23 protein-coding genes are annotated in these 21,846 nt (G+C 42.8%); 9 read left to right on the forward strand and 14 right to left on the reverse strand.

The annotated features are described in order from the left end of the window. Positions 1 to 92 precede the first annotated feature (92 nt). The 5 genes from J2Z20_RS13405 to J2Z20_RS13425 form a co-directional block, all read right to left on the reverse strand. Entirely contained in the window at positions 93 to 1,097 is a 1,005-nt protein-coding gene (locus J2Z20_RS13405; protein WP_209851121.1) for an acetyl-CoA carboxylase carboxyltransferase subunit alpha, read from the reverse strand. Further along, positions 1,098 to 1,997, reverse strand: coding sequence for an acetyl-CoA carboxylase, carboxyltransferase subunit beta (accD, locus tag J2Z20_RS13410; protein ID WP_209851123.1), 900 nt, complete (start codon positions 1,995 to 1,997; stop codon positions 1,098 to 1,100). 83 nt (positions 1,998 to 2,080) lie between these two features. Further along, on the reverse strand, positions 2,081 to 2,269 hold the full coding sequence (locus tag J2Z20_RS13415; RefSeq protein WP_209851126.1) for a glutamate decarboxylase: 189 nt from the start codon (positions 2,267 to 2,269) through the stop codon (positions 2,081 to 2,083). Positions 2,270 to 2,373: 104 nt separating this feature from the next. Next, positions 2,374 to 2,856, reverse strand: a complete 483-nt coding sequence (locus J2Z20_RS13420; RefSeq protein WP_209851129.1) for a phosphatidylglycerophosphatase A family protein — start codon at positions 2,854 to 2,856, stop codon at positions 2,374 to 2,376. Positions 2,857 to 2,993: 137 nt separating this feature from the next. Then, positions 2,994 to 6,581: a DNA polymerase III subunit alpha gene (locus tag J2Z20_RS13425; protein WP_209851131.1), complete on the reverse strand. Its 3,588-nt coding sequence runs from the start codon at positions 6,579 to 6,581 to the stop codon at positions 2,994 to 2,996. Between the two features lie 142 nt (positions 6,582 to 6,723). Between J2Z20_RS13425 and J2Z20_RS13430 the strand changes: the two genes are divergently transcribed. From J2Z20_RS13430 to J2Z20_RS13440, 3 genes are all read left to right on the forward strand, one after another. Then, complete coding sequence (locus J2Z20_RS13430; RefSeq protein ID WP_209851134.1) at positions 6,724 to 7,053, forward strand: YtrH family sporulation protein; 330 nt, start codon at positions 6,724 to 6,726, stop codon at positions 7,051 to 7,053. Between the two features lie 2 nt (positions 7,054 to 7,055). Next, the gene (locus J2Z20_RS13435) at positions 7,056 to 7,544 is read left to right on the forward strand and encodes a sporulation membrane protein YtrI (protein ID WP_209851137.1); all 489 of its coding nucleotides are present in this window, start codon (positions 7,056 to 7,058) and stop codon (positions 7,542 to 7,544) included. Positions 7,545 to 7,623: 79 nt separating this feature from the next. Further along, entirely contained in the window at positions 7,624 to 7,929 is a 306-nt protein-coding gene (locus J2Z20_RS13440) for a YtpI family protein (protein WP_209851140.1), read from the forward strand. A gap of 62 nt (positions 7,930 to 7,991) precedes the next feature. Here J2Z20_RS13440 and J2Z20_RS13445 read toward each other — a convergent pair whose 3' ends face one another. The 3 genes from J2Z20_RS13445 to J2Z20_RS13455 form a co-directional block, all read right to left on the reverse strand. Next, on the reverse strand, positions 7,992 to 9,326 hold the full coding sequence (locus J2Z20_RS13445) for a DRTGG domain-containing protein (protein WP_209851154.1): 1,335 nt from the start codon (positions 9,324 to 9,326) through the stop codon (positions 7,992 to 7,994). 112 nt (positions 9,327 to 9,438) lie between these two features. Next, on the reverse strand, positions 9,439 to 9,687 hold the full coding sequence (locus J2Z20_RS13450) for a hypothetical protein (protein WP_209851274.1): 249 nt from the start codon (positions 9,685 to 9,687) through the stop codon (positions 9,439 to 9,441). 131 nt (positions 9,688 to 9,818) lie between these two features. Further along, on the reverse strand, positions 9,819 to 10,163 hold the full coding sequence (locus J2Z20_RS13455; RefSeq protein ID WP_209851156.1) for a YlbF/YmcA family competence regulator: 345 nt from the start codon (positions 10,161 to 10,163) through the stop codon (positions 9,819 to 9,821). A 177-nt stretch (positions 10,164 to 10,340) separates the two neighbouring features. On the opposite strand from J2Z20_RS13455, the gene J2Z20_RS13460 reads away from it, so the two are divergent. Genes J2Z20_RS13460 through J2Z20_RS13485 form a run of 6 tightly spaced genes read left to right on the forward strand, consistent with a single transcriptional unit; the run spans position 10,341 to position 17,052 of the window. Continuing rightward, positions 10,341 to 11,717, forward strand: coding sequence for a YheC/YheD family endospore coat-associated protein (locus J2Z20_RS13460; protein ID WP_209851159.1), 1,377 nt, complete (start codon positions 10,341 to 10,343; stop codon positions 11,715 to 11,717). A 14-nt stretch (positions 11,718 to 11,731) separates the two neighbouring features. Continuing rightward, on the forward strand, positions 11,732 to 12,853 hold the full coding sequence (locus J2Z20_RS13465) for a YheC/YheD family endospore coat-associated protein (protein ID WP_209851161.1): 1,122 nt from the start codon (positions 11,732 to 11,734) through the stop codon (positions 12,851 to 12,853). Then, positions 12,850 to 14,229 (forward strand): YheC/YheD family endospore coat-associated protein, encoded by a 1,380-nt coding sequence (locus J2Z20_RS13470; RefSeq protein ID WP_209851164.1) that lies wholly within the window; start codon positions 12,850 to 12,852, stop codon positions 14,227 to 14,229. The genes J2Z20_RS13465 and J2Z20_RS13470 overlap by 4 nt, the downstream gene beginning before the upstream one ends. Further along, complete coding sequence (locus J2Z20_RS13475; RefSeq protein ID WP_342454312.1) at positions 14,226 to 15,350, forward strand: YheC/YheD family endospore coat-associated protein; 1,125 nt, start codon at positions 14,226 to 14,228, stop codon at positions 15,348 to 15,350. Before J2Z20_RS13470 ends, J2Z20_RS13475 begins: the two co-directional genes overlap by 4 nt. 17 nt (positions 15,351 to 15,367) lie before the next feature. Continuing rightward, positions 15,368 to 15,895 (forward strand): GNAT family N-acetyltransferase, encoded by a 528-nt coding sequence (locus tag J2Z20_RS13480; protein ID WP_209851167.1) that lies wholly within the window; start codon positions 15,368 to 15,370, stop codon positions 15,893 to 15,895. Beyond that, entirely contained in the window at positions 15,877 to 17,052 is a 1,176-nt protein-coding gene (locus J2Z20_RS13485) for a YheC/YheD family endospore coat-associated protein (protein ID WP_209851169.1), read from the forward strand. The genes J2Z20_RS13480 and J2Z20_RS13485 overlap by 19 nt, the downstream gene beginning before the upstream one ends. Positions 17,053 to 17,138: 86 nt before the next feature. Here J2Z20_RS13485 and J2Z20_RS13490 read toward each other — a convergent pair whose 3' ends face one another. The 6 genes from J2Z20_RS13490 to yfkAB form a co-directional block, all read right to left on the reverse strand. After that, a complete protein-coding gene (locus J2Z20_RS13490; protein WP_209851172.1) occupies positions 17,139 to 17,825 on the reverse strand; it encodes an HAD family hydrolase in 687 nt (228 codons plus the stop codon). Positions 17,826 to 17,975: 150 nt separating this feature from the next. After that, on the reverse strand, positions 17,976 to 18,545 hold the full coding sequence (locus J2Z20_RS13495; RefSeq protein WP_209851175.1) for a manganese catalase family protein: 570 nt from the start codon (positions 18,543 to 18,545) through the stop codon (positions 17,976 to 17,978). A gap of 44 nt (positions 18,546 to 18,589) precedes the next feature. Further along, positions 18,590 to 18,856 carry a spore coat protein CotJB gene (locus J2Z20_RS13500; protein ID WP_209851178.1) on the reverse strand — a complete coding sequence of 89 codons (267 nt, stop codon included), beginning with the start codon at positions 18,854 to 18,856 and terminating at the stop codon, positions 18,590 to 18,592. Next, the gene (locus tag J2Z20_RS13505) at positions 18,837 to 19,097 is read right to left on the reverse strand and encodes a spore coat associated protein CotJA (RefSeq protein ID WP_415640014.1); all 261 of its coding nucleotides are present in this window, start codon (positions 19,095 to 19,097) and stop codon (positions 18,837 to 18,839) included. Before J2Z20_RS13505 ends, J2Z20_RS13500 begins: the two co-directional genes overlap by 20 nt. Positions 19,098 to 19,241: 144 nt before the next feature. Then, positions 19,242 to 20,603: a hemolysin family protein gene (locus tag J2Z20_RS13510; RefSeq protein WP_209851184.1), complete on the reverse strand. Its 1,362-nt coding sequence runs from the start codon at positions 20,601 to 20,603 to the stop codon at positions 19,242 to 19,244. A 27-nt stretch (positions 20,604 to 20,630) separates the two neighbouring features. Further along, positions 20,631 to 21,767, reverse strand: coding sequence for a radical SAM/CxCxxxxC motif protein YfkAB (gene yfkAB, locus J2Z20_RS13515; protein WP_209851186.1), 1,137 nt, complete (start codon positions 21,765 to 21,767; stop codon positions 20,631 to 20,633). Between the last annotated feature and the right edge of the window lie 79 nt (positions 21,768 to 21,846).

The raw sequence follows: 21,846 nt of genomic DNA on the forward strand, positions 1-21,846 counted from the left end.
TTTCCTCCATTTTTAGTTATCTCTCTGTTTATCTTATCCAACAATCTAATTTACTACTTTTTTCGGCATTTGTATATAAACTTTGATATATATTATTTTCCCATATCTGGGGCATCAATAGGTTGCTCAGGCTGTACTGTACGTTCAAAAGTGTACTTTCCGATTTTGCGGAACTTCATATAACGATCTACTCTAAGCTCGTCAGCTCCCATCGAAGATAAGTCGCTTAAATGGCGAATAATGGACTCTTTAATCGCTTCGGCAGTCTTTTCATAATTCCGATGTGCACCGCCTAGAGGTTCTGGAACGATCTCTTCAATAACCTCCATCTCAAGCAGATCCTTCGCGGTAATTTTCATAGCTTCAGCCGCTTGATCGGCTTTAGAGGCATCCTTCCAAAGAATAGATGCAGCTCCATTAGGTGAAATCGCAGAATAAATCGCATGCTCCAGCATCAGGACACGGTTGCCGACGCCCAGCGCAAGAGCACCGCCGCTGCCGCCCTCGCCGATGACTACACAAATGATTGGCACGCCAAGCATAGACATGTCAGCCAAATTGCGAGCGATCGCTTCAGATTGACCTCTTTCTTCTGCAGTACTGCCTGGATACGCACCTTTTGTATCAATAAAAGTGATGATTGGTCTGCCAAATTTCTCAGCTTGTTTCATCAATCTGAGCGCTTTACGGAAACCTTCCGGATGCGGACTGCCGAAGAAGCGTGCAATATTATCCTTCGTATCCTTCCCGCGCTGCTGTCCAATAACAGTAACAGGCTGTCCATTCAATCTAGCTAGTCCACCCACAATAGCTAAATCATCGCCAAATAACCGATCACCATGTAATTCAATGAAGTCGGTAAAAATAAGGTGTATTAGATCAAGCGATGTTGGACGCTGTTGATGTCTAGCCAAATGCATTTTTTGCGATGGAGAAATATTATTGTAAATCTCTTGTTCAAGCTGCTCGTAACGTTCTTCCAAACGTGCAATCTCATCGCTGAAATCAATTTGCTTTTCTATGCCGAACTGCTTTAATTCATCTATTTTTTTGCGCATCTCAACAAGAGGCATTTCAAAAGGCAATTCTCCAGCCATTTAAAATCCCTCCTTCTCATGATCGGTATGCAGATCTAAAAACTTCGCTAATGTTGACCGCATTTCTTTGCGATGAACAACTAAATCGAGCTGTCCATGCTGCAAGTTAAATTCGGCAGTTTGAAAATCTTCCGGCAGTTTCTGGCGAATTGTCTGTTCGATTACAATTCGTCCTGCGAAGCCAAATACTGCGCTTGGTTCCGCAATAATAATATCTCCAAGCATTGCAAAACTTGCAGATACCCCGCCTGTTGTAGGATCGGTAATAACCGAAATATATAGTTGGCCTTGTTCGCTATGGCGAGCAAGCGCTGCGCTGGTTTTGGCCATTTGCATCAAACTAAGAATACTCTCTTGCATTCTGGCTCCACCTGAAGTGGAGAATATAATCATCGGCAATCTTTTCTCTGTCGCTTTTTCAATGGCTCTCGTTATTTTTTCGCCAACCACAGAACCCATACTGCCTGTGAAGAAATCAAAGCTCATGACTGCAACAACAACAGGGTGACCATCAATAGTACCTTCACCCGTAATTACTGCTTCACGCAAGCCTGATTTAAGTTTTTGTTGTTCTAATTTCGTTGCGTAACCTGGGAACCCTAGAGGGTCAACCGAAATCATATCACTGTCAAATTCTTGAAAGCTGCCCTCATCGAGCGTCATTCGGATTCGTTCCATTGCGTTAAGACGCATATGATGACCGCAATTAGGACATACTTTTAAATTTTTCTCAAGCTCTTTGCTGTATTGAATCGTCCCGCATTTACTGCATTTACTCATGAGTCCTTCGGGAATTTCTCTTCTTGGACGATCCCCCTCTTGAACATGATCGTTACGTCCTAGACGTTCAGATGGAATCGTCGCATATTTTCTTTTCTTTTGGAATAGATCTTTTAACACAACTACACCTCTCAGCCGTTATTTTGTTGGCCGCATCTTTCAGTCAATCTTCTATGAGCGACATTTCGCTTAATCACCTTGACTCAAGGGTGCAAAATGGTATTCAGAACTTCTTGAACTTCCTGTACTTCTGCAGAAGGAACCAATATTTCAAACTGCTGCTTCGATAAGTTAATAGGACGGGTCTTAACAAGAAAGCCTTCTTCCGTTAATTTCAACTTAATCTTGTCTGCAGTCTTGGCAGTAGGTGCAATATAAATAACCGTCCACATTCCCCAAAAATGCCCTCCCAGCCTAATATTCTGACCCATATAATAGAGCTATAATAACATAATTTTCTTTTTTACCGCAACAAAGGCAAAGTCAAGCTGCCTTCTCACAGATATTCTTTTGCATTTTCATTTTTGTGTGCAATCCGAGCCGAAGCTGCAGCTGCTAATCCAGCGACCAGGTCATCAAGAAATACATGAATTTTGTTTTTGTTATCGTTCAGATCGCGGATAATTCCAGTCTTCATCTTATCCAAGTAACCAAAGCTTGTCAGTCCAATCATACCAAAAACATTCGTAATGCCAAGAGCCATCGTCTCGTCTACACCGTATAACGGTTCATCCGCCTCCAATATAGATTGCAGCGGCTGCGGCAGCAATTTACGTTCTGCTAATTCATCAAGTGCTATACCAGTATACAACGTATACTGTACTTCCCTCTTCTGAAGTACCGATTTTACACTTTGAACACATTGTTCGATAGTGAGATCAGGGTGATAAATTTTCTGTAACTGAAACACAATATCAGAAATCGACTCTATGGTGACGCCTCGTGAATTTAGAAGAGCTTCCGCTATTTCATAAGACATTTTATTATTCCTCCCGCATTACCGCACAATCTCTCTTGACTGACCGCGATATTTAATATTAATAGCTGTCCTAACGTGTTCATAAGTGTATGCAGGAGGAGAATAAAACGTTCATAAAATATGCATTTGTTTACACATTATTTCACTTTAACGGTACCTTCACCCAGCATCATTTCCATTTGGTGAAAGAGCTCTGGGGAAGGTTTAATACGATATTGATCACTTAATGCTAACACCTTCTGAGTCGATTCGTAATAGAGCACCGTCTGAACAGGGCCAGAATGTTGCTGAAGCAGTGCTTTCAGCTTCGTAAGCAAACCAGCATTTTCAGACTCTGACGTTATTTTAATAAAGACACGTTGCTTCTCATTTGTACCTGATGCATTGTTGCTGGCTGTATCTTTCGCTGACACATTACGATTCGAAGGCGCTGATGAAGTTTTTGTTCTTTTAGTCGGTAATGCGCTAGAAGCCGGTTTCTCAGTTCTTGCTCGAGCTTGAACGCGCTTAATAAGCTGATTCATGGCTTCACTTCCGAGAGAAACAACTTCTTCTGTAATGAGCTTAAAACCTTCATCCTGTTGCTGCACCTTAGCTCTAATTCCAATCAAATCACCCTTATTGATGAGCGGCTGACTTTTTCTCCATACTTCAGGAAACAATACCGCTTCAGCTCTTTCCACTTGATCTTCAAGTTCGATGAAGGCCATCTGTTTCCCTTGTTTGGTGGAGATCAATTTCACGGACACAACCATCCCCGCAACAACGACTTCACTGCCATCAGGCGCTTCTGATAAATCCATCATTCTGACGATGCCGCTTGACCTAATATAATCATCATAATCGTCTATAGGATGTCCTGATAAATACAGCCCCAGCAATTCACGCTCGAGTTCAAGCTGCTGCATGGACGTAAACATCGGAATTTCCGGATATTCCACGTCCCAATTGGGTGTCTCCACAAAGTCAAACAGCTGAATTTGTAAATCTTCCCGCTCCTTACGCCATTTCAGCGCAGCCTCAACGGTCTCGTCTAGCATAGCCAAAAGCTGAGCGCGATGTCCTGGCAGAGAGTCAAAAGCTCCGCCCTGAATTAGCGATTCGATGACCCGTTTATTGCACACGCGCAAATCAACCCTGCGGCAAAAATCAAGCAAACTTTCAAACGGCTCATTTTCGCGTGCTCGAATTATGCTTTCAATCGCTTGGGTACCGACATTTTTAATGGCGGCTAGACCAAAGCGAATACGTCCGATTGTATCAGGGTTAACGACTGGCGTAAATAGTACTCCGCTCTCATTGACATCAGGAGGAAGTACATCAATCCCCATGCGGCGACATTCTACGACGTATTCCGCTACTTTGCGATGGCTGCCCATCACAGCGGTAAGCATCGACGCCATAAACTGAACGGGATAATGAGCCTTCAAATAAGCCGTTTGAAAGGCAAGCACCCCGTAAGCAGCGGCATGAGCTCTCGGAAAGCCGTAGTCAGCAAAGCGCACGATCATATCATACACCTTGTTCGCATCTTCAGCGCTGTATCCTTGTTTAATACTTCCAGTTACAAAGTGCTCACGCTCTTTGTCCAGCACTTCGCGCTTTTTCTTGGAGACAGCACGGCGAAGCAGATCCGCTTCACCAAGCGAAAATCCAGCCATGAGCGAGGCGATCTGCATAATTTGTTCTTGGTAGACAATGATGCCGTAAGTATCCTTAAGAATCGGCTCCAAATCCGCATGAGGATAGTCTACTTGCGATAAACCATGCTTAGCTTCGATATATTTCGGGATAAACTCCATTGGACCTGGTCGATACAAAGCAAGCACCGAAATTATATCTTCAAAAACAGACGGCTTCAAATCGCGCAGCACTCGTCTCATTCCTGCCGACTCCAGCTGAAAGACACCTGTTGTTTCACCCTGACTCAGCATCTCATACGTCAGTGGGTCATCGTCTGGGATCGCATGGAAATCAATTTGCACATCCATTTGATCTTGAATCCACTTTAAGGAACGTTCGATAATCGACAACGTACGCAGTCCAAGAAAATCCATCTTCAAAAGCCCAATAGACTCTAAATTTTCCATCGAATATTGAGTCAAAGCAACTGTCTCGCTGCCTTCCTGCAGCGGAACTGCATCTGTCAGCGGATCTCGTGAAATAACGACGCCTGCCGCATGTGTTGAAGCATGCCGCGGCAAACCTTCCACTCTTCTCGCCATGTCGAGCAATTCTTTAATTCGCGGTTTCTTCTCATACTGTTCCTGAAGCTCTGGACTGACCTCAAGCGCATGCTGTATCGTCATGCCGAGTGCTCCAGGGATACCTTTTGCAGCCTTGTCCACTTCTCCATATGGAATGTTAAGTACTCTGCCTACGTCACGAACAGCGGCTCTGGCAGCCATCGTTCCGAATGTAATAATTTGAGCCACATGATCTGCGCCATACTTGTCCACAACGTACGCGATGACTTCATCACGGCGTTCATCGCTAAAGTCGATATCAATATCTGGCATTGTGACACGCTCAGGATTTAGAAATCGCTCGAACAGCAAATGATACTTCATCGGGTCTACATCGGTAATTCGGAGCACATATGCGACCAAACTGCCCGCAGATGATCCCCTTCCAGGACCGGTTGCAATTCCATGTTCATGAGCGTAGCGAATGAAATCCCATACAATAAGAAAGTAGTCTGAGAATCCCATATTCTCAATGACTTCGAGCTCGTAAAATAGACGCTCTTCAAGCTTGCGGCGATCCTCTTCATGTTGCCAAGCTACTTGTCCTCCGTAACGAGCCTGAAGCCCTCTAATACACAGTTCGCGTAAATAAGATCCGGCTGTCATGCCCTCAGGGATAGGTTCATATGCTGGAAGAATATGGCTGCCAAATTCAAGTTCAACTTGAATTTGATCCGCAATAGCTGCCGTATTCGCTATCGCCTCCGGTACATGCGAGAACAGACCTATCATCTCGTCACTGTTTTTTAAATAGAGCTGATTCGTTCCAATTTTAAGCCGGTCATCATCTTCGATCGTTTTTCCTGTGCCAATACAAATAAGCACATCCTGCATTTCTGCATCCCGGCTCTCCAAATAGTGCACATCATTCGTTGCTACTAAAGGGACTCCAGTCTCTTCAGACAACTGTATTAGCCATTTATTTACTTTTTTCTGTTCAGGCATTCCATGATCTTGCAGTTCTAAATAAAAATCATCGCCGAAAATTCGCTTATAACGGATCACCGCTTTTCTAGCTTCATCCATATGACCTTGAAGCATAAGTTGCGGAATTTCTCCGCCAAGACATGCACTTAAGCAAATAATGCCCTCGCTATATTGTTCAAGCACTTCTAAATCAATGCGTGGTTTATAGTGAAAGCCTTCTAAATGACCGATGGAGACAAGCTTCATTAAGTTGCGATATCCGGTCATATTTTTGGCGAGCAATATTAGATGATAAATCGGCTGCTCTTTACGGTTCCCTTTGACGAGCCTTGACCCCGTCGTTAAGTAGACTTCACAGCCAATAATAGGTTTTATGCCGTGTGCCATACAAGATTTATAGAAAGGAACTATGCCGTACATCACGCCATGGTCAGTAAGTGCAAGTGCCTTCATGCCATAAGCTGCGGCTTGTTTGACAAGATCATCGATACGAGCCGCTCCGTCCAGCAAGCTATATTCACTATGCACATGCAGATGTACAAAACTGCTCATTCGAACTCTTCCTTTCACCGCAAAATTTAAAGGTATGTTTCTATCTAAATATTTTATCATACATAGCTTATAATCGCCCATACAATGAAATAGTACGTAAATCGGACAGGCAGACGAATAATCGAAAGGAGCAAAGAAAATCATGAGCACATTTTTGTCCAAAGCGATTCTTGATTTTTTTATCGCCTTCGGCATTGTCATTGGAGGTGCGATGTTGGGTGGAATTGGTGCTGTAGTATCTCTTCAGCCGCCTACCAGCACGATGCTTGATGTAGCTAGCCGCATTAAAATATGGGCGCTTGCAGCCGCTGTAGGAGGCACCATCGATCCGATGCGTGTCATTGAGAGCAATTTTCTTGACGGCAACCTTTCCCCGGCTATCAAACAAATTTTGTATTTAATTTTTGCTTTTCTCGGCGCGCATATGGGCACGGAGCTTGTCAAATGGCTGTGCAACAACGCTAGAGTGTAAGTATGAGAGTTCCTCCTTTTGATCGTTATCGTTCGTTGATGCAGTTAGCTTCGGTATTTGTGTTCGGAATGATTGTAGGCAGCATTTTCTATAATGTCATATTCCAAATGAGCTATAACCATCTCTGGCTCACGAATAAAGACTTGCAAATTCAAATAGAGCAGTATAAAGAAGACATAAAAACATTGAAAAAATATAATAATCGGCCTACGGTCATTAAAGAAATAAAAGTGCGTGTTGAAGAACCCGATAAGGTCCTTGATTCGCTTGTTGTGAAAGAAATTGTGCAGAAATTGCAAAAAGATTTGGAAGTCTTAAGAGGAAGAAATATATTTGAAATCGACTCGGACAGCAGGATGACCCGAATTTTATTAGATCGCAAAATATATTCAGTTCGCGATAAAGATTACAGTATACAAATTAAAACGATGCTTGTCATGGAAGGCGTGCTGCAAATTTGGGTGGAACTGAAGGAGTATGTACACAGTTGACGAGTAGTGAACATGTCTTCATTTCATGATACAATAGATTTACCGATTTAAGCATAGTAAAAGGAGCTGCGGTGTACATATGATTCTAGTTATTAAGTACGTTTTATATGCACTATTCATCATTACGAGTATCGGATCTGCCGTTAACAGTTATCGTTCGCACCGAGCCTCTGATCCAATTGATCGCGGACTATTCGGCTCTAGAATGAACATTTTTATGGGGAGCATGTTAATTGTTCTAGCTTTGATCCAAATGTTCGTCTATTCAGGTTCTACGCTGCTTGTCGTTATCGGCGCTGTCTTTATGGTACTTGGCGCTTTTAACATATTTGCTGGTCTGCGCAACTACAACCACTTTTCTAAATTGAAGGCTTCCAATTCATAAGATTCCGAGTCATAGATCGAAATTATAGAGAGCGAGGCAGAAGGTTGCCCCGCTCTCTTGTATTACACATGGTCGATGGAATGCAGCGTCATAATTGCCTTGGAGATCAGGTGATTTTGGTGGGTCATTTGAATTTCAATTTTACACGTCCTGCGAGTCATTTCGAGCATAGCCGGCCGAACAATAACTGAATCTTCAATTTGAACAGGCCTGATAAAATAGGTTGTCATATTATCGAGCACATGGTCATTGCCGCTCCAATATTTAGCTGCTCGCATCGCGGCTTGCGTCATGACAGAAGATAACACACCTTCGGAAATCGTACCTAAATCGGTAGCCATTTGCGGAGTAATAAATCCGTGATAAATGATATGTCCATCCTCATCCCGCTCCTCCGCGAATCCATTCCAAATCAAATGATCAAACGTCTCGCCTGTTTGCGGCTCCTGCTGAGCATCCCGCATCGCTTGCAGCACTTCCTTGCGTGTAACAGAGGCAACCAGCTTACGATTCCGATCAACGACCGGGAGAAAATCGATCCCTTCCCACATCATAATCTGTGCCGCTGATGCAAGAGAAGTCTGCAGCGTCGCGGTTACCGGATTGCGTGTAACGCATTTCTCAATACTCTGTCCTTCAGAAACCCCTTCAATATCTTTGAGGCTTACAATTCCAATAACTCTATTCCAATCGTCTACGACAGGGAAACGGATTTGCCCCGTTTCTCGAACGAGCTGATCAAAATCAGAAACGGTGCTGCTGCTTTTCAGAACATTCATCTTGGTCTTATTCGATACAATATCTTCGACAAGCATAATTTTCCGTTTAATAAGTCGATCGAAAATGGCTCTATTGATCATCGAAGCTACCGTGAACGTATCATGACGTGAGGAGATAATCGGCAGCGCGAGTTGATCTGCGAGCAACTTCACCTCTTTACTTGTACCGAACCCCCCGGTTATGAGTACACCAGCTCCTTGCTCTAGGGCAAGAGAGTGCGCATTTTCCCGGTTACCTATAATTAAGAGGCTGCCTTCATCAATATAACGCGCCATTGCATCTAGCTTCATCGCACCGATGACGTATTTGTGCAGCGTTTTATGAAGACCGTCACTGCCGCCCAGGACATGCCCTTCTACAATACCAACGACATCTGAAAACGTAAGCTGCTCAGAGAAATTGCGAGGCTTCTTCTCCACTCTTACGGTACCGATGCGTTCTTTTGTGACGACGATCCCTATATTTTCGGCCTCTTTCACAGCCCGGTATGCGGTACCTTCACTTACACCTAACGATTTTGCAAGTTTGCGTACTGAAATTTTCGTGCCGATTTTCAAACTTTCAATATATTGCAAAAGCTGCTCATGTTTCGTAATCGTCTCGTCATGTCCGTGCAACTGTTATACCCCCACTGAACGAACTGTATTATTCTGTCATTCATTATATCATGAATAAACAGAAAAATACGGCTCCCTTGCAAGAGGAAACCGTATTTTCATAATCGCAAAATTACAAACTGCCGCTGTCCTTGACATCTTGCGCTATTCGCCCTTGCCATCCTTCAATTTTCGCTCTACGCACTTTGGCTAGTTGCTGAGCTGTCTCTTCATTGACACCCAGCAGAAAATGCAAATGCGCTCCTATAACTAACAAAGCGAACGCTGCCCATACAGCTCCGAACAAATCAGCCCATGTAAAATTGCTCCCAAATGAAATATGGGGCAATGCGTATAAGAGCATACTCAGGGCCAGAAGCATATACACAATATGTTTGAATTTGCCTTTCACCGGTCAACAGCTCCTTCATCTCTCAATCTCGTTACTATCCTATGAAGTCATTTCACAAAATATGAGAGTAAGATTGAAAAAGCTAGAATCCCATTTCTGCGTTACATCTGAGACCCGTATAAGTGCTGCAAACTGTCCGTAATAATCTTATTCACATCTTCGATAATGATGCTAAGACGCCTTTCCGCATCGAACAAACGGCGAATATTCAAATTTAAACTAAGCACCTCAAATAATTTTTCCATTTTCTCCATTTCATCCGCCTGCGGCATATCGCCAGACATCATTCTTTGCTGCAATTCCATTTGACGATTGCGGAAATCATCTAACATTCGTTTGGCCTCGGGATCCGCCTCGATCAATTTCATCGCAGATGTAATTTCCTGAACCTCGGCGCTTTGCTGTATCGCTTTTGCTAAATCGTGAGCCTTATCGTGAATATTCATTGTAAACATTTCCCCTCTCAAAATAATTTAAAGCCATTTCTTTAATCGTTCCTTTTTCAGGTAGGTCAATCACCAAGGTATTTATGTCCTCATATGATACATTACACGCAGTGTGCTGATGAACTCAATAGTTTGCCCACCTAAATACAGGTGATGTTGCAACGGAAGGAGACTATCATGCTCAAAAAAAAGGTATCAATCCAAGTCATCAGCTCGGGTATATTGCAAGATGATGTAATCATGCTTGGAGAAAAATTAATTAAACAGTGGAAAATCCCTGCAGGCTTCCCTCTACAGTTGGCATTCGGTTCTTTCATTCAAACGGTAACAGTTACCTCTGTCCCGAAATATGATGGTATACGTATGAGTCACGTTCTTGCACGGAATATGGGCATCGTCTCGAATTCCGTACTTAGGCTTGTTTATAAACCTTCTGAAAAAACCATTTATTTAGGTCCCCTTATTAGCGTTTTAATAAGCAGAGATTACCCAGACATGCCCGAGAAGCCATTTGGCTCAATAACGATGTTTTGCAAAGAACTGGTTATTGCTTGTCAAAAACAAGGAGCATATGTTTATTTCTTTACTCCAGAGCATGTCGAAACGACGACAAACCGAGTTAATGGATGGATATATAACGGCAGCAACGGCAGCTGGCAGCAATTAACCATGCCCATCGCTAATGTCGTCAACAACAGACTCACTTCGCGTAAATTAGAGAACAAACCTAGCGTACAAGATTTTCTGAGAGAAGTAAAATTAAGCCACGGAACTTACATCTTTAATGAAAAATTTCTCGACAAGAATGAGGTATTTGATGCTTTAAAGCAAGATCCAGCCGTACGAAGATATTTACCGGAATCCTACTTGCTGCGAAATTTTAACGTGCTTAAATTGATGTGTGAAAAGTATCCTGTCGTATTCCTGAAACCCGTAACAGGCAGCCTTGGTAAAGGAATTATTCGTATTTCCAGACAGATAGACAGTGGCTACGAAACATTATCGACCACAATAAATGGTACCCGCAGGCAACAGTATTTGAATCTGCCAAAGCTATTTGCTGGAATGAAAGGTAAGATGAAGACAACGAGATATCAAATTCAGCAGGGTCTGAATCTCATTGATATTGGAAGCCGCCCCGTAGATTTCCGAGCACTTGTGCAAAAAAATAAGTTTGGAAAATGGCAGGTGACATCGATCGTGGCCCGTATTGCAAACAGCAATCATTTTGTATCTAACCTAGCTCGCGGCGGTTCACTTAGCCCAGTAAAAGATGCTGTTGCAAAGAGCAACCTCTATCAGCCATTCAAAGCGAATGCTGGAAGTCAGCTCCGTAAAGCCGCATTAGACATTGCCAAAAAAATCGATGAAACGATCAATAGCCATTTTGGTGAGCTTGGTATCGATTTGGCGATGGATACTACAGGACGTATATGGCTGTTAGAAGTGAACTCTAAGCCTTCTAAAAACGACAATACCGCACTAAATGAACAGAAAATAAGGCCCTCCGTTAAACAAATGATTGAATATTCATCATACTTGTCTGGCTTCTAGAGGAGGGAAACAATATGAATAGAATAGAATCAAGAACGATTGGCATTATGGAAAGTGAAGCCTCTGGCTTCCCGCCTTTCACAGAGCAATCTTTCTGCCGGAAACTAAGTATAGCGGGCATGAAATATGGAATTCGTATATTTGTATTTTGTCCGAATTGGATTGATCAGGAAAGATTGAAAATTACAGGATATCATTACATGAACGGTCGATGGGAAAGTGTAGTTTTCCCCTTTCCTCAAGTCATATATGATCGCTGCCTTTATCATTCAAGTGATACGAAGACTCGTGCAAGACGTCAGATTGCCTCTCTTGCCGAGAAACAGGGAACGATTTTTCTAGGAAATCCATTGTCAGGCAAATGGTCTGTTTACCAATCATTAAAACGACATAAAGAAATAGCACCTTACCTACCTAGAACAGTACGATATGAAGGCACTGCTCAGTTAAAACATTGGATGAGCGAGCATCAGGAGGAAGCACTGCTTAAGCCGCAATCCGGAACTCATGGTAAAAACGTTCTTCGTGTAAAAATGACGGACACAGATCAATTTCTTGTTGCAGGGCGAGACAGCCTTAATCGAATCATCCAACATCAATTTACAGATGAAAAGGCATTAATGATATGGATCGACCGCTTTACGAAAGGTCGCACTTTCTTAATCCAGCCTTATCTCGAGCTTAACAATGCTGAAAGTGAACCATTCGACATCCGTGTCCTTATACAAAAAAACGAACATGGCCGCTGGACGCTTACAGGGATGGCTATACGTAAAGGCAAACCCGAATCACTGACTTCTAACCTGCATGGCGGTGGTTCAGCTGAACGAGTTATGCCATTTCTTAAGAAGCTATTTGGAAAAGAAGCCACGGAAGCTGCAGTTGTTCTTATGCGAAGTTTATCCTTCATTATTGCTGAGCATCTTGAGAACTACTATGGCAGACTCGCCGAGCTTGGAATTGACTTTGGAATCGACAGGCGCGGTCAAGTTTGGATATTGGAAGTGAACTCCAAACCAGGAAGATCCTCTTTCTTCCGTATTGGTGATATGAATAGTGCAATCAAAGCCATAGAAAATCCAGTCGTCTATGCCCGTTATTTATTGCTTCGACAACTTAGGAGGGTAATTTCATGAGTTTGACTTATTGTAACGTTCATTTTACGCAGCAGCCCGATAAGGTCGTCTATGTATCAAATGCACTGATGAAAAGCCTTAATTTAACAGGTAAGAGATCCGTTCATTTAAGGCTTGGTGCTGATCGAATTCCGGCTGTAGTTAAACCTATAAAAAAAGCCGGCAAACATCTCTACCTAGCAAACGGAATTCGCAATGCCATCAGAGTCCCAAAATCAGGGAGCATCTTTCTGAGAAATTCGCAATCGGATGAGTTCCAAATCGGACCTTTGATTGGTGTTCTTTCAGATGGGTCAGCTGGTTCAGGATCCCAACCTTTCAGTTCACGAACGGGATTTCTTAAACAACTGCTGCGCGAAGGGAGTAAGAAATCATCTTACATCTTTGTATTTACTCCTCGTGATGTCAACTGGCAGCAAGAGACGATTCATGGTTATTTCCTTAACGAGGTCGGTTCCTTTACTCGCAAGAAGGTTCCTTTTCCAGATGTCATCTACAACCGTCTGCCCAGCAGACGTGCAGAAACATCTGCAAACATCATTCAGTTAAGAGAAAGATTTATAAGAAAACATATTCCATTCTTCAACTGGAGCTTCTTTAACAAATCGGACATTTATCATCTACTCGAAGATGATCCAGAAGTAAGTAGATATGTCCCTGAGTCTTACATGAATCCGACATCTGAACAGATAAAAGATATGCTTGAGAAACATCAATTCGTCTATTACAAACCATCTGGCGGCAGTCTTGGAAAAGGCATTTACCGGCTCACCTATTTGCCAAAGCGCGGGTACTTCGCTCGTTATCGCAACAGCAGCGGCAATGTTCTGCTTCGATTCAAAAACTTTGCCAGCCTATACCGAATGATGCAAGCAAGACATGGCCCATCGCTTCGTAATTATGTTATCCAGCAAGGAATCCGTCTTATCGAAATCGATAACTGCCCGATCGATTTCAGGTTTCATATGCACAAAAACGGAAACAATCAATGGGTTGTCGTCGGTATTGGCGCTAAGAAAGCTGGTAAAGGCAGTGTGACTACGCATTTAAAAAATGGCGGTTCTCTCCTTACCCCAGAACTAGCTTTAAACCTGGCGTTCGGCGATCGATCAGAGGAACTTATGGAAAAGATGAAGCAAACTGCCGTAACCATTGCGAAAGCCATCGAATTCCATCATAAACATTTGCTTGGTGAATTAGGGCTTGATGTTGGCATCGACCAAAATGAACAAGTGTGGATGTTCGAAGCAAATGCCAAACCAGGACGTTCGATATTTCAGCATCCACAGCTGCGAGCAGAAGGAAAGGCCTCGGTGGAACATATTTTGGATCATTGTCTGTACCTTACGAAGTTCCGCGGGAGGGATGGCTCGTGAGCAGCCTAAGAAGCAATGAATCCAAACCCATCATAGCCATTTTAACGATGCCTGACAATGAGCTGTTTTTCCGAGGAAACAGAACTAACTTTGTAGATATATTAAAGACAGGGAAGGATCTAGGCTTCCTTGTCTATGTTGTAACCGTCAAAGATTTAATATTGTCTGGCCCGCGTATTCTTGGATATTCCTATTCTTCGGAAGATCAGATATGGCATCCGCAATGGTTCCCGCTTCCGAACGTCATTTATAATCGGATCCCGCAACGCTCAGATGAAATGAGACCAGAGGTAAAGAAAAAGCTTGAAGAATGTATAAATCACCCGTCAATCCAACTGTTTAATCCTTTCTTCTTTAATAAATGGACTCTGTTCGAATGGCTCAAAAAATCGAATTCTACTCATCATTTAGTTCCCCTTACAAAACGTCTTCGCAGTTCAACAACGATCGAGAAAATGCTCACCTCTCACTCTTACCTCTATTTGAAACCTGAAAGCGGCAAGGCTGGTAAAGGCATTATGATGATTAAGTATCAAACAGACCGGAAAATGCCATATCGTTTGAAAATCCAAAACCATAAAAACAGTACGACTTATGAAACGGCTAGAGTCACAAAACTTTGGAGCCGGATCAAAAAGGAAGCAGGCAGCTCACCCTATATCATTCAACAGGGAATCGAGCTTTCATCGATACAGAATAGACCCTTTGACCTGCGAGTTCTTGTGCAAAAAAACGTCAGAGGACGTTGGGGAGTAACAGGCGTCGGCGCCAGGCAGGCAGGAAAGAGCAGTATTACCACTCATGTCCCGAGAGGCGGAAGCATTGAAGATCCAGAGAAGCTGTTGAACACATTGTTTGGTCAGGATACGATGCGAACGATCATGAACCGAGTCAAGTCCAATTCACTGCTCATTGCTTATCAAATTGAGAAGGCAGCCGGTTATCCATTAGGAGAGATGTCCATAGATCTTGGCGTTGATGGGGAAGGGGATATTTGGTTCTTTGAAGCGAATTCAAAACCGATGAAGTTCGACGAACCCCAAATTCGGAAGCGATCTCTCGAGCGAATTTTTCAATATTGCCAATTTTTAGCGATGAATAAAAAAACGAATTCCGTTTAATTGGAGGTGCCAAGGCTATGCACATTTCCTCCTTCCCCAATAATATGAGCAGCTCGGAGTCCACACACCGTTTTTATATTCAATTCATTTTAAAATACGGAGGCAGAACTATTCCATTCCAAGCGCTAAGAGCGTTTAAAGGTTTCACTCCAGAGCAACTAGAGCAGCCAGGCACACGCTTTGTCATATGCACCATTCGAACAGAAGCAGGTATTAATACTGTCGGTCTTTGCTATATATGTGATTACGGAGATCAAGCGTGCTTTGTCGTCGTTCACCCTTTGTATCGCGGATACAATATCGGCAGCCGTCTTCTCACGACAGCACTCGCAGATCTCGAACGTATCTCATGTAAAGCCCCGATCGATGATCTTCCTAGTCTGCACATGTGCTTTAATGCCGGTTTGATAGCCACTCAATTCATTGAAGGACCAACTGGAAAGGATACGCTTGTATTTGAAAAGAGAATGCTGCCAAATGAACCGGATATAAACTGCGCTACATCCGTTAAAGAAGGTGAATTACATTGCCTCAGCCCATCTTAGGAATTTTAACTTTGTATATAAGTAATGATAAGCGTTTGGAGGAAGGGCCGATTTACGAGCGGATGATTTCAGAAGGTCAAAAAATCGGATTAGACGTATTCGTCTTTACACCAGCAGATGTCCATTACAGCAAAAATCTTATTCATGCTTTAGTGTATGATCCTAAAACAAGTAAATGGTCGCGAAAATGGAGAGCATTTCCTGATATGATTTTTGATCGATGCCGCATTCAACAAGGCAGACGATTTGAACAGCTCAAGCGATTTCGTGCTCACTATGGGCACCTTTTGTATTTGAATAAACCACTGCGAAATAAATGGATTACACATCAAATCTTATCAGAGAACCCCCGCTTCAGGCGACACTTGCCAGAAACTGTCCTGTATGAGTCTATTAGAGATGTGAGGCACATGTTAAAGAGCAAGCCTCTCGTCTTCTTAAAACCGATAAACGGAACTGGGGGCCGCGGTATTCTTCGGATTCAGAGAATAGATGCGGGCTGTTTCTCGATCCAAGGCAGAAATAACGAACGGAAAATCATTACGCCGAGAATTATTCATGCGTCTTCTCTAAGAGCCGCACTAGACGGCTGGAATATGCGAAAACGGTATATCATTCAGGAAGGTATTCCACTGCAACTACCTAGCGGAAGAGTTCACGATTACCGAATGTTAGTGCAGAAGAACGGTCAAGGCGAATGGGTGTTAACAGGCTGTGCTGGCCGTATAGGAGCTAAAAACAGTGTAACCTCCAATCTCCATGGCGGCGGTAATGCCGTACCTATGGTGTCTATGCTTAGGCAGTGGATCGGCGAAGAGGAACAGCGGCATAATATTCGTGATGAGGCGGAACAACTTGGTCTTGATGTTGCAGCTTACTTGGAGGAATCAATCGGACCTCTCTGTGAACTCGCACTTGACTTAGCGATTGATAAACAAGGCAATATTTATATATTAGAGGTGAATCCCAAACCTGCAAGAGAAGTGTTCAACCGAATTGGAGAGAAGGAAATCTATAGACAGGCAATTGTAAAGCCGCTAGAATATGCGCTTTGGCTCTATAAGCAACATACGGAATCATCTGACCAAGATACGAACGCAACTAGATCAGAGCTCGATATAACCACCTTAAGTCCAGAGCAGGAAGATGCTCCATAGTGCATCACATGCAAAAAGACACCGTCAGCTAAAATCACAATCAAGCGGCGGTGTCTTCTTCAATCTTAAAAAGTATTGAGGTTCGTTTATTTAGCTTCTTCATAGAGCTTAAGAAGTTGATCAAACGAATGGATGATGGTGTCTGAGCCCTGAAGCTCGCTATGATTACCAAATCCAGCATATTCGCATCCAATCACAGTTTGTCCATTTTTCTTGCCGGCTTCTACATCTGAGGAACGATCCCCAACCATCCATGCGGATTGTATGTTATGGTCGGTCAATAGACGATGAACGAGATCAACCTTCGTTCTTGTTTTATACTCTCCCGCACTATACACTCCATCGAATAGTGAATAAATGTCATGCGCATGCGCGACACCTTTCACATAATGCTCAACTCCATTACTGGCAACAAACAGCTTCACCCCTTGGGATTTTAAGGCTTGAAGCGTCTCTTTGACCTGAGGATACAGCTTCGTATTCCCGCTTTGCAATCCCTCCACTTCAAGCTCTAGCATGATTTCATTCGCGCGATTTCTCCCCTCAGCATCCAAATCTGGGAGAACCGTTTTCCAAATATCATCAAGAATCATCCCGAGTGTACTTAGAACAAGGGATTCAGGAGGTGTCTCTCCAGTGTATATCCCTTCTGTTCTCAGTCTGTCAAACATTTTATGATAAGCTGGCAGAAGCAATGTCTCCGTCTGAAATAACGTTCCGTCCATATCAAACAGCATCGCTTCTGGTTTCTTTAATCGTGTAGTCGTCTCCATCCCTGCCGTCCCTCTTTCTTCTCTATTCTCAAAGTTCTACGCCTATGATACGGGAACAGCAACTTACTTGTAAATCATTTCTTGGTTTATCTTACAGTTACACTGCAAGCAAACGTCTGTTTTTACAGCCGTCAGCTTGCAGATGTTCATTCAAAAAATTTTCTTCGTTTCACGGTCCTCCTTAATAATCTCAACGGCTTCTCTAAACCGCAGCGAGTGAACGATTTCCCGTTGCCTTAGAAACTTCAAGCTGTCCTGCAAATCAACATCATCCGTCATATCGATAAGCCATTGATATGTAGCCCTTGCTTTCTCTTCTGCTGCAATATCTTCATAAAGATCCGCTAATGGGTCACCCTTTGCCTGAATATACGCTGCTGTCCACGGTACACCTGCTGCATTATTGTAAAAGAGCGCGTTGTCGTGATTGGCATAATGCGCACCAAGGCCTGCTTCTTCCATTTGCTGGGCGGAAGCATCTTTTGTTAGCTTATAGACCATGGTTGCAATCATTTCCAAATGCGCAAATTCCTCTGTGCCGATATCTGTCAGTAATCCAATAACTTTGTCCGGTATCGAATACCGCTGGTTTAAATACCTGAGCGCAGCGGCAAGCTCTCCGTCTGCTCCGCCATACTGTTCGATTAAATATTTGGCCATTGTAATGTCACACTTATTTACACGTACCGGATACTGCAGTTTCTTCTCATATATCCACATTTGATATACCTGCCTCCCTTAGTGAAATTTTGCTTGGGATAGCGCTACACCTGCCATGGCCATGGACTCTTTGACCACTCCCATGGAAACTTAGAATAGGCATGACCAAAATTTTGCAAAGGGCCGTACAGCTGCTGAAATTGATAGGCAAGCTTTGTCCGTTCTTGCGTCAGTGTATTATACTGCTGAATACTCTGGAGATCATTCGGGTGAGTATCAAGATACAAATTTAATTCGACTAAAGCAAAATCAAACACCTGGAGCTGCTCAAGGAGCTCATAATATGTGTAATCATAGGCTTTCGTTTCCATCCTTAGTTTGTTCCCTCCTCCCGCGTCTTGATTCATAAGGACTGTATAATGCCGGCCACAAAGTGCCTAACTTTAATGCTTCTTGTAATGGAAACTGCGGTAAATTTAATGGTTGGAATACAATATATTGGTTAGGCGGGATTACATACGTTTTATGAGTAACAGGAACACAAGGATCAAAGGGGCCAATAAAAGGGGTGTACGACCGTTCTTGAGACGATTGCAGCTCTTTCACACACATTCCTCCTTTATCGATATTTCTCCATATTTAACATATGACGTTCGCCTAAAATCTGAACCAACAATGTCGAATTCTTCACTATAATTGAAAAAAAGGACCTAGCCTTAAGACGGCTAGGTCAAATCATGTAGTTATAAATAGAATTTAATTGTCTTGATCATCTTCTTCTGAAATATCTACTAATGGCTCTTGTGTATGTTGATGAATATGTACTCTTTGAATTCGTAACCTCGTGGATTCAGCAACTTCAAAGATGACTCCATCGTACTCCACTTTTTTGCCGCGTGATGGATTCCCTTCGAGCTGTTTGAACATCCATCCGCCTATCGTATCCACTTCATGATCTTCAATATTTACACCCGTTAGATCATGAACATCCTCAAGAAGAAGTCGTCCATCTACAGAAATGACATTTCCGATGCGTTCAATTTCTGCACGTTCGTCCTCAAACTCATCGTACAAATCACCCACAATTTCTTCCAAAATTTCTTCAATGGTGAGAAGTCCCGCTGTACCGCCATATTCATCCACAACAAGCGTAAGCTGAGAATGTCTTTTCTGCATTAACCGCAGCACGTGGCTGACCTCCATCGATTCTGGCACATTGAGTATCGGCCGTGCAATAGAAGCTAGATCTTGCTGCTGATCCGGATTTTTAAGAAGCAGATCGGTTATATGTACAAAACCAATAATATGATCCTTATCTTCCATGGCTACAGGATAACGGGAATGCTTCGTTTCGTTAATGATCTTCATATTTTCCTCGAAGGAAAGGTTCGTATATAAACAGACCATATCCGTTCTTGGAAGCATCACTTCACGAGCCAGTAAATCTGAGAAATCAAAGATATTATCCATGAGCTTCATTTCATCCTGATCGATGACGCCGCTCTTCGCACTTTGATTCATCAATATCCGAATTTCTTCCTCGGAGTGAGCTGCCTCTGCTTCACCAGCCGGCTCAATGCCAATGAGCCGAAGCAGACCATTCGCCGCACTATTCAAAAGCCAAATAATCGGAAAGAAAATTTTATTGAACAAAAGCAGTGGTGCTGCTAGCCAAAGCGATGCCGATTCAGACTTTTGGATTGCTAATGATTTAGGAGCCAGCTCCCCGAGCACAATATGCAAAAAAGTAATAATAGCAAAACCGACAGCGGCAGATACTGTAGAAATAAATGTTCCATCAGAAACTCCTATGCTGTGCATAATCGGTTCGATGAGCAATTCAGAAATGGCAGGCTCTCCAATCCATCCTAAACCAAGAGAAGTTAGCGTAATACCAAATTGAGTAGCAGATAGATAGGAATCTAGTCTGTTTTGTACTCTAACAGCATAGCTAGCCAGTCGATTGCCTTCACTCACAAGCTGAGTTAGTCTGGACTGGCGAACTTTAACCAGTGAGAACTCCGCCGCGACGAAGAAGGCATTTAGAAAGACAAGTATAAAAACGAGAAATATATTTAATATTAACTTTCCGAGATCAAATTCAGTATGAACGTCCACAATAATGACTCCCCGCTTCAATGATGTCTATATTGTTGCCGCTTTTCTCGATTTAAAATCGACATCTTTGTAGTACATATCTTTTACAAGCAAGTTAGGTCCGCAGCAGTTCGCGGTATCGCAGAAACAATTCACCGTTTTATTTAATGGATGCTCGGATAACCATTTTTCAAAAATATCATCGAGCTTCTCGTCCTTTACATTACCGAAGGAAGGTACTGCTGCGAAATCCGTTACATATACGTTACCCGTAAATAGATTGACATTGACACGGTTTCTTCCGTCAGGATCATTTCGGACTGTTACATTCGGTTCGTTACGTAGCCGTTTAATCAGTTTCAGATCCTCTTCGCTGTTGCTGCAAGCGAAAAACGGCAGTGTGCCAAACAACATCCAAATGTCTTTGTTCCGATGATCCAGTAAATCATAAATGGCTGTCCGCATCTCATCTAGTGACAACATTGGAAGGCTTACAGCAAAGTCAGCAGCGTACATTGGATGTACTTCATGACGTTTAGATCCCATTTCAGTAATAAGCTGATGAATTTGCGGCAGCTTCTTATGTGTTCGGAAATTAATCATGGACTCTGCTGAAATATACATCCCTTGTTCGCTAAGACTGCGCGCATTTTCGATCATCGTCTCATACAATTTTACAGCTGTCTCACGCTTTACCGGATGGTTGCTGTTCGCAAAGCCCACTTGATGGAAATCATCCGCATTTATGTAGTTAAACGAAATATGCATCACATCTAAATAAGGCAGCATCTTCTCGTAACGGCTAATATCCAGTGTAAGGTTTGAATTAATTTGCGTGCGAATTCCGCGCTCTTTGGCATATTTCAGAAGCGGAACAATCGTTTCGTTGACTGTTTTTTCGCGGAAGGACGGTTCACCGCCAGTTAAACTGATCGTTTGCAGATGCTCTACTTCATCAAGCCGTTTTAATATTAATGACAGCGGGATCTGCTCAGGATCTTTAAGAGCAAGCATATCGCCTACAGCACAATGCTCACATCGCATATTACACAGATGAGTCACCGTCATTTCTACACTCGTAAGTGTATGCTTTCCGTATTTTCGAAGCGAATTTATTGGATCCCACGGATCATAATCAGGCGATATCCCCTGTAACGTGTAAGACTGTTCTGTTGAAATACTCATATATAATCACCTTTTTTCTTTAAAATAAATCAAAAAATCCACTTGTTATATGATACCATGAACTTCATAATAACTGCAG

The sequence above is a fragment of the Paenibacillus sediminis genome (assembly GCF_017873765.1).
GTDB lineage: Bacteria > Bacillota > Bacilli > Paenibacillales > Paenibacillaceae > Paenibacillus_AG > Paenibacillus_AG sediminis.